Genomic DNA, 12,517 nt, shown 5'->3' on the forward strand with positions numbered 1-12,517 from the left:
CGGCCGTCAGCACTGTTGGCAGCGGCGCCGAAGCCATGAGCGGGCCGGTGCCACCGCAGGCGCGGTCCGACCGTGCCGGGATCATATCGAACGCGTTTGCGTCGTAGTCTCTTCTATTGCGCCGAGGCGCTGGACTTCTGCACGATGTCGCGCCACCTGGCGCCCTCGGCCGCCACGAAGGACTTCAGCTCAGCCCCGCCAAGCATCAGCGGTACGCCGCCCATCTCGGCGATGGTCTTCTTGCCGTCGGCCGACTGTGCGATGTCCGCGACAGCTCGCTGCACCTTCCCGACGATGGCCGGCGGCGTCTTTGCGGGCGCGAAGAGTGCGACCCATGCGGTCGCGGTCGCGGCGGGGTATCCCGCCTCGGCGAAGGTGGGAACGTCGGGGAACATGCCCAGGCGCTGTTGCCCGGTGGTGGCCAGCGGCCGCAGCCGTCCGGCGCGGATGAACTCGCCCATGACGCTGGAGAAGTCCAGGCCCGCGTCGATCTGGCCGCCCACGATGTCGGCGACAGCCGGTGCGCTGCCCTTGTACGGCACATGCATCAGCTTGATGCCAGCGACGTTCTGAAACTGCTCGTTCATGAGGTGCCCACCGGTGCCGACGCCGCCGGACGAGAACGACAGCTGGCCGGGCCGGGTCTTCGCATGGTCGACGAAGTCTTTCAGCGTCTTAAAAGGGCTTTCGCCGCGCACGGCAAAGATGCCGGACATGGCGATCAGGCCATGTACTGGCTCGAAGTCGCCCACCGGGTCGTATCGCAAGACTTGGTAGAGGGCTTTGTTGGCCGCATGCGTGGCCTGGGTTCCCTCCACGAAGGTGTAGCCATCTGGCGCGGCCTTGGCGACGGCTTCGGTCCCGATGGTGCCACCGGCGCCGGTGCGGTTGTCCACGATGACGGGCACGCCGAAGCGGGCCTCCAGCTTGCGGCCGACGACGCGCGCGATGATGTCCACCGAGCCGGCCGGAGTGAACGGAACGACGAACCGGATCGGCTTGTCCGGATAGCTGGCCTGCGCGCGGGCCAGCGCGCAGAAGAGAGTCGAGGTCGCCAGAAGGGCGGCCAGCGTGACCATACGGAGTTGGAGCTTCATCGCGCTTATCTCCGGAACGTCGGCGGTGGATGTGCGATCAGTCCATGCGGATGTTGCGGGCCTTGATCAGGGCTGCCCACTTTTCGACCTCCGCGTGCTGGTAGGCGCGCAACTCGGCCGGCTTCATACCCGAGGGCTCCATCCCGAGATCGAACAGCCGCTGCTTCACCTCTGGCTCGGCAAGGATGCGCCCGATCTGGGTGGACAGGCGCTGGACGATCGGCGCGGGCGTGCCCGCCGGTGCGAACACGGCTTGCCACGACACGATCTCGTAACCCGCGAGACCGGCTTCTGCAAGAGAAGGAACGTCGGGCATGAGCCTGGACCGCTGTGCGGACGGGACGCCGAGTGCACGCAACTGCCCCGATTTGATCAGCGGGGCGACCACGACGATGTTTTCGAAGTTGAGGTCGATGTTGCCGGCGAGCAGGTCGGTGGTCGCGCCGGTACCACCCTTGTAGGGCACGTGCGTCATGTCGACCTGCGCGATGGACTTGAACAGCTCGCCCGACAGGTGCTGCGACGTGCCGCTGCCCGACGAGCCGAAGGTGAGCTTGCCGGGCCGCGCCTTGGCCGCATCCACGACGTCCTTGACCGTCCGGTAGGGGAAACTCGCCTTCACTACCAGCACGTTGGGCAGGGTGCCGATCAGCGTGATCGGCTCGAAAGACCTGACCGGGTCATACGGCATGCTGGGGTAAAGGCTCACGTTGATCGCATGCGAACTGATCGTGCCTCCGACCAGCGTATGACCATCAGGCTTCGCATTGGCCACGAAGGCCGAGCCGATGTTTCCGCCGGCGCCGGGACGGTTCTCCACCACTACGGTCGTGTCGAGCGCCGGCCCCAGCTTCTGGCCGATGACGCGGGCCAGGATGTCCGACGTCCCTCCTGCGGCGAAGGGCACCACCCAGGTTACCGGCTTAGCCGAAAGATCGTCCTTGGCCGGAGCAGCCGCGCCGGTGGCGCCCCAGAAAGCAGCTGCGAATGCCGGCAGCAGACGAATGAAAGTGGAGCGGTACATCGGATGTCTCGTCGTGGGTTGATGGGAATCAAAAATGCATTTACATGCTATAAAAAATCCAATACATGTCAAATTAGATTGGCAATGAGTTTGGACTGAGAAGCAAAAAATCATTGTTAAATCAGCTAGTTGCATGCTGAACTATCGTTTTCCCTGCTTCTATAAATTGACAAGTGGATCAACTTGGCTAACATGTGAACGCCTGACCGAACACAACGCCGAGGAGTTCCATGACTGCCAGCCTGTCCCCCGAGGTCGTCGCGCAATACCGCCGCGCCGGCATCCATTTCCCCATCGATGTGCTGACGGCCGACGAGGCCGCCGATTCGCTGCGACGCCTGGAGGCGATCGAGGCCCGGTACGGCTCTCCACTGCCGGCTCGCTTCCTCAAGCCGCACCTGCTGTTCCCATGGCTCGACGAAATCGTTCGGCACCCGAAGATCCTCGATGCGGTCGAAAGCATCCTGGGCCCCAACATCTTGTGTCGCGCATCGCAGTTCTTCGCCAAGAACGCGCGGACGCCGGGCTTCGTCTCGTGGCACCAGGACGCCACCTACTGGGGGTTGGGCCGACCCGACGTGCTGACGGCCTGGGTAGCCTTCACGCCGTCCATCCGTGACAACGGCTGCATGCGCGTCGTGCCCGGCACGCACATGCAGCAACTGCCGCACGAGGACAAGTTCGGCTCGGACAACATGCTGACGCGCGGCCAGGAGATCGCCGCCGAGGTCGACGAGAAGGACGCCGTGGACGTGGTGTTGCGGCCCGGCCAGATGTCGCTGCACGACGTGCTCATCGTCCACGGGTCCGAGCCCAACACCTCCGACATCCGCCGTGTGGGCTTCGCCATCCGCTACATGCCGACTTCGCTGCCCAGCGAGCCTGGAGTACGCGACAGCGCCACACTGGTGCGCGGGGTCGACGATTTCGGCTACTACGACCTGGAGCGCGCCCCGGAGGCTGATATGCATCCGGATGCCGTGGCCCATCACAAGGAAGTGCTGGAGCGCCGCATGAAGGTGATCTATGCCGGCGCGGCCCAGGACGGACGCCATCAGAAGGACGCGTCCGCGACCACGGTCTGAAGAAAGCGCACCCGACACACATGGAATTCGACGCCGCCGTCCTCCGGCACATCGGAGAGCCGCTCGCCATCGAGCGGGTTTCCGCCGGCGACCTGCAGCCTGGCGATGTGCTCGTGCGCATCCAGGCCAGCGGGCTCTGCCATACCGACCTCGAGGTGATGCAGGGGTCGCTGCGCTATCCGCTCCCTATCGTGCTGGGCCACGAGGGGGCCGGCGTTGTCGAGCGGATCGGCTCGGCGGTGCGCCATGTGGCCGTGGGCGACCATGTGGTCTGCTCCTGGAAGCCGCACTGCGGCGACTGCTACTACTGCGACCGCGCCCAGCCCATCCTGTGCGAGCCGTTCAAGACGCACCAGCCGCAAGGCCATCTGCTGGACGGCACGTCGCGTCTCAGCCTGAACGGCCGCGAGCTGTTCCACTTCTCCGTGGTGTCGTCCCATGCGCAGTACTGCATCGTTCCGGAAAGCGGTGCGATCCGCGTTCCCCGCGAGATGCCGTTCGACCGCGCCTGCCTCATCGGCTGCGGGGTGATGACCGGCGTGGGCGCCGTGTCGCGGCTGGCCCGGGTCGAGGCCGGCAGCAGCGTCGCCGTCATCGGCTGCGGGGCTGTCGGCCTCAACGCCATCCAGGCGGCGGCGCTCGAAGAGGCAGCCGTCGTCCTGGCGGTAGACATCGATCCGAAAAAGCTCGAGATGGCGCGCGTCTTCGGTGCGACCCACTGCGTGCTGGCAGGGGAGGACCCCGCCGGCATGGCGCAGTCGCTCACGGCGGGGCGCGGCGCCGACTACGTGTTCGAATGCGCCGGCGGCGAGCCGGCCATGCAGCTCATGTACGACCTCGCGCGGCCGGGCGGCTACACCGTCATGCTGGGCAAGGTGGACGTGAACAAGCGCGTGTCGCTTCGCTTCGGCTCGATGATGGGCGAGAAGACTTCCATCCGGTCGAGCTACGGCGGGGCTCGTCCCAGGCGCGACTTTCCGTGGCTGTGCGACCTGTATCTGCGGGGCAAGCTCAAGCTCGATGAACTCATCACCCTGCGGCTGCCGCTCGCGCGCATCAACGACGGCTTCGAGGCCATGGCGCGGGGCGACGTGGTGCGGGCCGTTCTCATGATGGAGCATTGATGCCGAGTCCGCCCGCACAGCGCGGTCATGTCCTCCAGAACGGCTGGATCGACCGGCCGCACCAGGAAGCTGCGATCGGCGACCTGCCGCTGGAAAACGGCCAGACGCTGCAGGACTGCCGCATCGGCTATGTCGTCCACCGTGCCGACAGCGGCCCGGCGCCGCGGCGCGGCGACAAGGTCGTGCTGGTGCTCTGCGCCATCGGCACGTCGCACCACCGGCTCGATTCCATGATCGGCGAAGGGCGGGCCTTCGATCCCGCGCGCTACACCGTGATTGCGGTCGACGCGCTGGGCAACGGCCTGTCCAGCTCCCCATCGAACTCGGCCACGCAGCCGGGCATGGCGTTCCCGCGCTTCTCGATCCGCGACATGGTCGAGAGCCAGTCGCGACTGCTGCGATCTCTGGGCGTGGACCGGCTCCATGCCGTGGCGGGCGCCTCGATGGGCGGAATGCAGGCGCTGCAGTGGGCGGTGAGCCTGCCGCAGCCGGTGGAGCGCGTCATCGCCATGACGCCGATGGCCAAGACCCATCCCTGGTCCGTCGTCATCAATGAGACGGCGCGCCGGGCGTTGCTGCGCGCGCTGGATTCGGGACGTCCATGGGATGCCTGGGTCCCCCTGATGCAGCTCGTGAGCGGCCGCACGCCCGAGAGCATCGGAGCACAGTTCGCCAGCGGCGACGAGGCCATTGCCTGGATACGCCGGCGTTGCGACGAGCGCCATGCGGAAGGACCGGAACCGCTCGACTGGATCTACCAGTCCTGGGCCTATGACCAGCACGACCTGGGGCAGACGCCCGGCTTCGGCGGCGACACCGAAGCGGCCCTGCGTGCCATCAGCGCATCGTGCCTGGTGGCCGCGGCGCCGCTCGATCTCTACAACCCGTCGGACGCGGCCCGCACCGTGGCGGCGGCCATCCCGCGGGCGCGCTGGCTGAAGCTGCCGTCACACCGCGGACACCAGGCCGCTTCCGCGGCTGATGCCGAAGCGGCCGCGCTGCTCAATCGCCATGCGGGAGCCCTGCTCGCGGCCTGAGCGCACCTTCTCTTGCTTCTTTCTTCCAACGCCTGCCCACCATGACCATACTCAATGAGACCATTCGCGCCAAGCTCAAGACCGTAAGCACGGCAACGCTGGCCACCGCGCTCTACAAGCGCGGCTTTCGCCAGCAGTTCATCCAGAACGTCCAACCTCTGCACCCGCTGAAGGAGAGCATGGTCGGCGAAGCCTATACGCTGCGCTACATGCCCGCGCGGGAGGATCTCAACGGGCTCGCGGTCTTCCGGGACCGCGCCCATCCGCAGCGCAAGGCGGTCTAGGAATGCCCGCCGGGCGCGGTGCTCGTCATGGACAGCCGCAAGGACGCGCGCGCAGCGTCCGCAGGCGGCATCCTGGTCGGCCGTCTCATGCAGCGCGGCGTCGCGGGAGTGGTGACCGACGGGGGCTTCCGCGATTCGGCGAAAATCGCCACGCTGACCATTCCCGCCTACCACCAACGGCCCTCCGCACCGACCAACCTGACGCTGCACCAGGCCATTGCCATCAACGAGCCCATCGGCTGCGGCGACGCGCCCGTCTTCCCTGGCGACGTGGTCGTGGGCGACAACGACGGCGTCATCGTGATTCCCGCCCACCTGGCCGACGAGATCGCGGACGAGGCCGTGGAGATGACCGCATTCGAGGACTTCGTCACCGAGCAGGTCCATGCCGGAAGATCGATCCTTGGCCTCTACCCCGCCACCGACGAGCAGACGCTGGTGGACTTTGCCGCCTGGCGCACGAACCGGGGCCGGTGACCGACCATGGGCGTGCCCGCTTCCCGCACATGGGACCTGGACTATCTGATCGGGATGGCTGCGCGCGTGTTCGCCGCGCGCGGCGTCCCGCCCGCGGTCGCGCGCAGCGCCGCGAAGGCGCTGGTGCAGGCTGAAGTCGCCGGCATCGGTACCCATGGCCTGTCGCGCATATCCCAGTATTGCGCACTGCTGGACAGCGGCAGGCTTGAAGCCGCCGCGCTGCCGGCCGTGATCCGTTCGCACGGTGCCACTGCCCTGGTGGATGCCGGCCATGGCCTGGCGTATGCGGCCTGCGAGCTCGCGGTCGACACCGCCGTCGCGCTGGCCCGCCGGTACGGCGCCGCCTTTGTGGGGGTTACGCGCTCCTCCCACGCAGGTGCGCTCGGGCTGACGCTGGAGCCGGTCGCGGACGCGGGGTTGGTCGGGCTGGCTTTTTCCAACGCGCCGGCAGCCATGCCCTTGTGGGGCGGTACATCGGCCGTGCTCGGCACCAACCCTGTGGCCGCCTGCTTTCCCCGGCCTGGCCAGGATCCGATCGTCGTCGACATGGCGATGACGTCCGTCACGCGTGGCCAGATCCTGGAAGCAGCCCGGGCGGGCCAGCCCATCCCGGAAGACTGGGCGCTGGACGCTGCAGGGCAGCCGACCACCGACGCCGAAGCCGCACTGGCGGGAACGCTGTTTCCGGCCGGCGGCGTCAAGGGAAACATGCTGGCGCTGACATTCGAGCTGCTGTGCACCGCCCTTACCGGCGCAGCCCTGAGCGCCGAGACGCGTCCCTTCTACGAAGTGGAAGGGACGCACGCATCCATCGGCCAAGCCTTCCTGGCGATCGACCCCGGCGCGCTGGCGGGAGCGTCCACCTACGTCGAGCGTGTCGATGCTTTCGTCGTCGCGGCGCAGGCCAGCGGCGCCGCTCGGCTGCCGGGCGCGCGCCGCTTCGCCCTGCGGCGCGCGGCGGTGGCCGATGGCGTCGCACTGTCCCCCGCACTCCTGGCGCAGCTCGAACAGTTGCTCGAAACCGCGCCGTGACGGCCGGCCACACACCACCGAAAAACCGCTTTTCCGCTCGACGCCTCCACGATGAACTCTCGACCCTCCTTGCCGCGTTCGCCCCATGTGATCCGCATGCGCGCCGAAGACAACGTCGCCATCGTCGCCAACGACGGAGGGCTGCCGGCCGGCAGCAGGCTGAATGACGGCACCGTCCTGCGCGAGCGCATTCCGCAGGGCCACAAGGTCGCGCTGGCCGACCTGCCCACCGGCACCGAGGTGCGGCGCTACAACGTGGTCATCGGCCGCGCCACGCAGGACCTGCCGGCAGGCAGCTGGGTGCACGAACGCGTGCTCGACATGCCCGGTGCGCAGCCGCTCCACGACCTGCCGGTGTCGACCGCTCCCCGGCCTGTCCTCGACAGGCTCGAGGGCTACACGTTCGATGGATACCGCAACGCCGACGGGACGGTGGGCACGCGCAACCTGCTGGGCATCACCACCACCGTCCAGTGCGTTTCGGGAGTCGTGCGCCATGCGGTGGACCGCATCCGCCGCGAGTTGCTGCCGAAGTACCCGAATGTGGACGGCGTGGTGGCGCTGGAGCACGGCTACGGCTGCGGCGTGGCCATCGACGCTCCGGACGCCGCCATACCGATCCGGACCGTGCGCAACATCAGCCTCAATCCGAACTTCGGCGCGGAGGTCATGGTGGTGAGCCTGGGTTGCGAGAAGCTGCAGCCCGAGCGTCTCATGCCACCCGGCACGCTTGCGCAGATCCATCCCCAGGACCCCGCCGATGGCGATGCCGATCCACAGGCGCTCGACGTGGTCTGCCTGCAGGACGAACAGCACGTGGGATTCCAGTCGATGATTGACGCCATCCTGCGCCAGGCCGAGCACCATCTGCGCCGCCTCGACCGGCGCCGCCGCGAGCCGTGCCCGGCGGCCGACCTGGTCGTCGGCGTCCAGTGCGGCGGCAGCGATGCGTTCTCGGGAGCCACGGCCAATCCGGCTGTCGGCTTCTGCACCGACCTGCTGATCCGCGCCGGCGCGACGGTGATGTTCTCCGAGGTCACCGAGGTGCGCGACGGCATCGACCAGCTGACATCGCGCGCCGCCACGCCGCAGGTCGCGGCCGCGCTGGTCCGCGAGATGGCCTGGTACGACGCCTACCTCTCGCGCGGCAAAACGGACCGCAGTGCCAACACCTCGCCCGGCAACAAGCAGGGCGGCATCTCCAACATCGTCGAGAAGGCGATGGGCTCCATCGTCAAGTCGGGGACCGCGCCAATCACCGGCGTGCTGTCGCCGGGGCAGCGGCTGCGGTCCGAAGGCATCCGCGGCGGACTGGTGTACGCGGCGACGCCATCGGGCGATTTCGTTTGCGGCACGCTGCAGGTGGCCGCAGGCATGAACCTGCACGTCTTCACCACCGGCCGTGGCACACCCTATGGCCTGGCCGAGGTGCCGGTGATCAAGGTGGCGACCCGCACCGACCTCGCCCGCCGCTGGCACGACCTGATGGACGTGAATGCGGGGCGCATCGCCGACGGAGAAGCCTCGATCGAGGAAGTGGGCTGGGAGCTCTTTCGCCTGATGCTCGACGTAGCCAGCGGCCGCAGGAAGACCTGGGCGGAGCAGTGGCAGCTGCACAATGCCCTCGTTCTTTTCAACCCGGCGCCGGTCACCTGAGCGCTGCGGCGCGGTCGACCCTTTTCATCCCACTCCAACCGTTTCATCACCCGTCCGGCCCATGGCACCCGCAACCGTCCTGATCACCGAAACGCAGATCCACCCCGACGCAGCAGCGTTGCTGGCGGGCCATCGCCTCGTCTACACCGGCGCGAAAGTCGCCGAGGACGACCTTGTGGAGGTCTGCCGGCAAGAGCGGCCCGACGCCATCCTGGCCCGCTACGGCAGCATCACCCGGCGCGTGCTGCTGGCTTCGCCGCGCCTGCGCGTGGTGGCGCGCCATGGTGTGGGCATGGACGCCATCGACACGGCGGCCGCACGCAGCCTGGGCATCGCCGCCTTACCGGCGCTGGGCTCCAACAGCCAAGCCGTGGCCGAGCACACGCTCGGCATGATGCTCGCGATCGCCCGCCAGTTGAGCTGGCTCGACCAGCGCATGCACCAGGGCCATTGGGACAAGGACGGCTACCTCGGCACCGAGCTCGCGGGCCGCACCCTGGGCGTGGTCGGCTGCGGCTCTATCGGTGGCCGCGTGGCACGTTTCGCCCTCGGCATCGGCATGCAGGTGGCAGTGTGCGAGCCCTACCTCGACGCTTCGCGGATTCCCGACGGCGCTGTGCGGGTGCAAGACATCGACGCACTCATCGCCCGCAGCGACGTGGTCACGCTCCATTGCCCGCTGGACGACTCCACACGCGGCTTGCTGGACGAAAGCCGCATCGGCAGGCTGCGCAAAGGCGCCATCGTCATCAATGCGGCGCGCGCCGGCCTGCTGGATGAGACAGCCATGCGCGCGCGGCTGGTGTCCGGCGATATCTACCTGGGGCTGGACTGCTTCGTCGACGAACCGCTGCCGCCCGATTCCGCGTGGCTGACCACGCCGCGCACGCTTTTCACCCCGCACGTCGGCGGTACCACGGACCGGGGCCTGCGCGGCATGGCGGTGGGTGCAGCCGAGAACATCGTCAGGCACCTCGGCCTGACTGCCGCGGCTTGAGGCCTCCAGCGCGCAGCGACGACGGCGGTCCGCGCAGAATCGGGACGATGACGCTGACTTCCGCCACTTCCGAGATTGCACACACCCGCATCCCCCTCGTCCTCCTCCCCGGCCTGCTCTGCGACGACCGCCTTTGGCGCGACCAGGCGCACGACCTGGCCGACATCGCCGAGCCCTGGATCGCCGACCTCACGCAGGACGACAGCATCGCCGCCATGGCGCGCCGCGTGCTTGCCAGCGCGCCGCCGCGCTTCGCGCTGGCGGCGCTGTCGATGGGTGGCTACGTCGCCTTCGAGATCCTGCGCCAGGCGCCGGGCCGCGTGGCGCGGCTGGCCCTGGTCGACACCACGGCCAGCCCCGACAGCCCCGAGCGCCGTGCCCAGCGCCAGGCCGGCATCGACTCGATCCGCCAGGGCCGCTTCGCCGGCGTGACCGACCGGCTGCTGCCGCAGCTGGTGCATGCCTCGCACGTCGGCGGCCCTGTGGGCGACGAGGTCAAGGCGATGGCGCTGCGGGTGGGCAGCGACGCCTACCTGCGCCAGCAGCAGGCCATCCTGGACCGGCCCGATTCGCGCCCGCTGCTGCCCGCCATCGCCGTGCCCACGCTGGTCTGCGTGGGCGACAGCGACGTGCTTACCCCGCCTGCCGAAGCGCAGGCGATGCAGCAGAAGATCCCCGGCGCGCGCCTGCACCGCTTCGCCGCCTGCGGCCACCTGCCGCCGATGGAGCAGCCGCGCGAGACCAGCGCGGCGCTGCGGCGCTGGCTCGGCCGCTAGCCGCTCGATCCATCGCGGGGCTTGGCGAGGAAGCCGGCCACCGCATCCAGCAGCGCCTGCGGCCGTTCGCGGTGCGGTATGTGGCCGCAGTCCTCCAGCAGCACGGCGCGCGCCGGCCCGCCGGCCAGCGCGGCCAGGCGCTGCGGATGCGCGGCCGAGCCGTATTCGTCGCGGTCCCCATGCAGCGCCAGCAGCGGGCTGCGCAGCCGGCGCAGCGCGGGCTCCAGCGTCCAGCCGGCGAAGGCGGGCGACAGCCAGGTCTGCGTCCAGGCCTCCAGCACCCAGCGGGCTTGGCCGCCGTGGTGCCTGCCGAGCCGCGCGAACGGCTCCGGGTCGGCGAACGCCTGCGCGGCCGCGAGGATGCCGTCGCGCGTGCGGTCTTCCACGAAGGCCTGCGCGGCCACCGTCACCACCGCTTCGCAGCCGGTAGTGCCGGACGCGGCCCCGGCCGTGACGGCCATCGCGCCGCCCACGCTGTGGCCCAGCGCCACGAAGCGCTCCAGGCCCAGCGCGGCGCGCAGCGCCGGCACGGCCGTGGCCGCCTCGTGGTCGATGAAGTCCGCACCAAGCCGGCCGGGATGTGCGTCCGAGCGGCCGAAGCCGAGCCGGTCATAGGCCACCACGCGCCGGCCCAGCCGCTGTGCGAGCCGCGCCGGAAAGTCCCGCCACAGCGCCACGCAGCCGAGCGAATCGTGGAACAGCAGCACCGGCGCGGCGCCTTCGCCTTGCGCGGGCGTCCAGGCGCGGGCGAACAGCCGGCCCGCGGGCGTGGCGATCCAGTGGTCGGTGGCGGCTGGTTCTGGCATGGGGTATATCTCTCTAGTGGCCGAAACAGGCGTGCTGTGAGATGGTAAGAGCGGGAGTATGTGCGGCGCTCACAGCGATGCATCCGGGCTATGGCGCGGAATTCTACGGACCGGGCGCGCGCCGGACCGGGCCGGTGCATCATCGGCGGCTTCCAGGAGTCCCACGCCCATGACCACTGCCGTGTCCCCCGTTTCGCCGCCGCTGTCCTTCGCCGTCATGGGCGCGGGCGCCGTCGGCAGCTACTTCGGCGCGCTGCTGGCGCGCGCCGGCCACGCCGTCACGCTCATCGGCCGCCCGGCCCACGTGCAGGCGATCGCGGACCAGGGCGGCTTGCAGGTGGAGTCCGCCGCGTTCACCGGCACCGTGCCGTTGCGGGCCGATACCGCTCCGTCCGCGGTCGCCGGGGCCGATGTGGTTCTGTTCAGCGTCAAGTCCACCGATACCGAGGCCGCGGCCGCGCAGATCGCGCCGCACCTGCGGCCTGGCGCGCTGGTGCTCACGCTGCAGAACGGGGTGGACAACGACGCGCGGGTGCGCGACGTGCTCGGTGCCGCGCATACGGTGGCCGCCGCCGTGGTCTACGTGGCCACCAGCCTGCCGGCGCCGGGTCGGGTGCGCCACCACGGCCGCGGCGAGTTGGTCATCGGCCCGCCGTCGGCCGCCGCGCAGAAGGCAGCGCGCCAGCTCGGCGCGGCCGGCATTCCGAGCGAGGTCGTGCCCGACGTGCGCGGCGCGCTCTGGGCCAAGCTGGTGGTCAACTGCGCCTACAACGCACTCTCCGCCCTCACGCGGCTGTCCTACGGCCCCCTGGCGCAGGGCCATGCGGCGGTGCCCGCGGTGCTCGACGGCATCGTCGACGAATGCTTGGCCGTGGCGCGGGCCGATGGCGTGCAGGTGCCCGGCGATGTCCGCGCGAACGTGCGCGCCATCGCCGGGACGATGGCGGGCCAGCATTCCTCTACCGCGCAGGACCTCGCGCGCGGCCGGCCGACCGAGATCGACCACCTCAACGGCTATGTGGTGCGGCGCGGCGAGGCGCTGGGCGTTCCAGTGCCGGTGAACCGGCTGCTCTGGGTTGCGGTCAAGCTGGTCGAAGGCGCACCAGCGTCGCGCGGGTAGGC

11 protein-coding genes and 1 pseudogene are annotated in these 12,517 nt (G+C 69.4%); 9 read left to right on the top strand and 3 right to left on the bottom strand.

Annotated elements, in window-relative coordinates:
• Positions 1-113: 113 nt before the first annotated feature.
• A complete protein-coding gene (locus GAK38_RS01025) occupies positions 114-1,079 on the bottom strand; it encodes a Bug family tripartite tricarboxylate transporter substrate binding protein (RefSeq protein WP_325340633.1) in 966 nt (321 codons plus the stop codon).
• A 55-nt stretch (positions 1,080-1,134) separates the two neighbouring features.
• Complete coding sequence (locus GAK38_RS01030) at positions 1,135-2,121, bottom strand: Bug family tripartite tricarboxylate transporter substrate binding protein (protein ID WP_325340634.1); 987 nt, start codon at positions 2,119-2,121, stop codon at positions 1,135-1,137.
• A gap of 230 nt (positions 2,122-2,351) precedes the next feature.
• On the opposite strand from GAK38_RS01030, the gene GAK38_RS01035 reads away from it, so the two are divergent.
• From GAK38_RS01035 to GAK38_RS01070, 8 genes and pseudogenes are all read left to right on the top strand, one after another.
• Positions 2,352-3,206 carry a phytanoyl-CoA dioxygenase family protein gene (locus tag GAK38_RS01035; RefSeq protein ID WP_325340636.1) on the top strand — a complete coding sequence of 285 codons (855 nt, stop codon included), beginning with the start codon at positions 2,352-2,354 and terminating at the stop codon, positions 3,204-3,206.
• Between the two features lie 20 nt (positions 3,207-3,226).
• On the top strand, positions 3,227-4,330 hold the full coding sequence (locus tag GAK38_RS01040) for a Zn-dependent alcohol dehydrogenase (protein ID WP_325340637.1): 1,104 nt from the start codon (positions 3,227-3,229) through the stop codon (positions 4,328-4,330).
• Positions 4,330-5,367 (top strand): alpha/beta fold hydrolase, encoded by a 1,038-nt coding sequence (locus tag GAK38_RS01045; protein ID WP_325340638.1) that lies wholly within the window; start codon positions 4,330-4,332, stop codon positions 5,365-5,367. The genes GAK38_RS01040 and GAK38_RS01045 overlap by 1 nt, the downstream gene beginning before the upstream one ends.
• A 41-nt stretch (positions 5,368-5,408) precedes the next feature.
• A pseudogene (locus GAK38_RS01050) lies at positions 5,409-6,128 on the top strand (ribonuclease activity regulator RraA).
• 6 nt (positions 6,129-6,134) lie between these two features.
• Complete coding sequence (locus tag GAK38_RS01055) at positions 6,135-7,160, top strand: Ldh family oxidoreductase (protein WP_325340640.1); 1,026 nt, start codon at positions 6,135-6,137, stop codon at positions 7,158-7,160.
• Between the two features lie 51 nt (positions 7,161-7,211).
• On the top strand, positions 7,212-8,816 hold the full coding sequence (gene garD, locus GAK38_RS01060) for a galactarate dehydratase (protein ID WP_325340641.1): 1,605 nt from the start codon (positions 7,212-7,214) through the stop codon (positions 8,814-8,816).
• A gap of 61 nt (positions 8,817-8,877) precedes the next feature.
• Complete coding sequence (locus tag GAK38_RS01065) at positions 8,878-9,813, top strand: hydroxyacid dehydrogenase (protein ID WP_325340642.1); 936 nt, start codon at positions 8,878-8,880, stop codon at positions 9,811-9,813.
• 47 nt (positions 9,814-9,860) lie between these two features.
• Positions 9,861-10,589: an alpha/beta fold hydrolase gene (locus GAK38_RS01070; protein WP_325340643.1), complete on the top strand. Its 729-nt coding sequence runs from the start codon at positions 9,861-9,863 to the stop codon at positions 10,587-10,589.
• Here GAK38_RS01070 and GAK38_RS01075 read toward each other — a convergent pair.
• A complete protein-coding gene (locus GAK38_RS01075) occupies positions 10,586-11,395 on the bottom strand; it encodes an alpha/beta fold hydrolase (RefSeq protein ID WP_325340644.1) in 810 nt (269 codons plus the stop codon). The genes GAK38_RS01070 and GAK38_RS01075 overlap by 4 nt on opposite strands.
• A 169-nt stretch (positions 11,396-11,564) precedes the next feature.
• On the opposite strand from GAK38_RS01075, the gene GAK38_RS01080 reads away from it, so the two are divergent.
• A complete protein-coding gene (locus tag GAK38_RS01080) occupies positions 11,565-12,515 on the top strand; it encodes a ketopantoate reductase family protein (protein ID WP_325340645.1) in 951 nt (316 codons plus the stop codon).
• Positions 12,516-12,517 lie beyond the last annotated feature (2 nt).

The organism is Xylophilus sp. (assembly GCA_009914555.1).
Taxonomy (GTDB): domain Bacteria; phylum Pseudomonadota; class Gammaproteobacteria; order Burkholderiales; family Burkholderiaceae_C; genus WNDY01.

Coding starts and splice junctions, on each gene's coding strand:
- GAK38_RS01070 (WP_325340643.1), top strand. CDS start 9,861: ATGACGCTGACTTCCGCCACTTCCGAGATTGCACACACCCGCATCCCC.
- garD (WP_325340641.1), top strand. CDS start 7,212: ATGAACTCTCGACCCTCCTTGCCGCGTTCGCCCCATGTGATCCGCATG.
- GAK38_RS01065 (WP_325340642.1), top strand. CDS start 8,878: ATGGCACCCGCAACCGTCCTGATCACCGAAACGCAGATCCACCCCGAC.
- GAK38_RS01030 (WP_325340634.1), bottom strand. CDS start 2,121: ATGTACCGCTCCACTTTCATTCGTCTGCTGCCGGCATTCGCAGCTGCT.
- GAK38_RS01025 (WP_325340633.1), bottom strand. CDS start 1,079: ATGGTCACGCTGGCCGCCCTTCTGGCGACCTCGACTCTCTTCTGCGCG.
- GAK38_RS01055 (WP_325340640.1), top strand. CDS start 6,135: ATGGGCGTGCCCGCTTCCCGCACATGGGACCTGGACTATCTGATCGGG.
- GAK38_RS01080 (WP_325340645.1), top strand. CDS start 11,565: ATGACCACTGCCGTGTCCCCCGTTTCGCCGCCGCTGTCCTTCGCCGTC.
- GAK38_RS01045 (WP_325340638.1), top strand. CDS start 4,330: ATGCCGAGTCCGCCCGCACAGCGCGGTCATGTCCTCCAGAACGGCTGG.
- GAK38_RS01035 (WP_325340636.1), top strand. CDS start 2,352: ATGACTGCCAGCCTGTCCCCCGAGGTCGTCGCGCAATACCGCCGCGCC.
- GAK38_RS01040 (WP_325340637.1), top strand. CDS start 3,227: ATGGAATTCGACGCCGCCGTCCTCCGGCACATCGGAGAGCCGCTCGCC.
- GAK38_RS01075 (WP_325340644.1), bottom strand. CDS start 11,395: ATGCCAGAACCAGCCGCCACCGACCACTGGATCGCCACGCCCGCGGGC.